The 757-nt window shown below is 76.4% G+C and carries 1 pseudogene; it reads right to left on the bottom strand.

The window, feature by feature from the left end:
* Positions 1 to 757, bottom strand: a pseudogene (locus AC27KI_RS26400) (SWIM zinc finger family protein); the annotation flags it as partial.

Genomic DNA, 757 nt, shown 5'->3' with positions numbered 1-757 from the left:
GCAGCGGCCCCCCATTCGCCCGCCAGCGCGCGGGCCAGCGCGTCCACGGCGCCCGGCGCGGCCGCACGGTGCGGCAGCGCAAGGCGCAGTGCAGGCCCGGCGTCCTCGTGCTGCGCGTCCACGATGCGCGCATGCAGCACCTGCTCGGCCGCATCCCACTCGCAGTCCTGCACCTGCATGCCGCCTTCCAGCGCCACCACATGCAGCGCGCCCGATGCCCCGCTGGCCGCGCCTGTGGCGGCCTGGCGCGGCTGCACGAAATCGGGCAGCGCGGCGCGCAGGCGCTCGCGCAGCGCTTGCACGCTGGTTTGGCGCAAGGGCGGGGCCAGCTCGTCCCAGGCCGCGGGCGAGAGCGGCATCACGCCGGTCTGGCGCGCCCCGGCGGTGATGTCGATGAGGCCGTTGGCGCGGCGCGTGGCGGTCTTGGTGATGACCTGCCCGGTCGCGATCTGCCGCAGCGGAAACCCCGCCACGCGCCGTCCGGCGAGGGCCTGCGCGGGGCCGCTGGCACCTTCGCCGCGCGGCCATTGGCGTTCCAGCACCGTCACGGTCTGCGTGTCCGGGTCGGCGAAGAGCACGTTGGCGCCTTCGGCCGCCGCGTCGGACCAGAGCGCGGCGCCCAGCGAGACGAGCTTGATGTGGTCCAGCGCGACCTCGCCCTTCACGCCCGCGCCCAGGATCTGGCTGGCATGCAGCGCGGGGCGTGCGGCCCCCGTCCTGTCCGCGCCCGCAGCCTCGGCGTGAACCGCGGCACGCG

It is taken from the genome of Acidovorax sp. KPB24-03, assembly GCF_057546605.1.
This window is presented reverse-complemented; position numbering and strand designations above follow the sequence as displayed.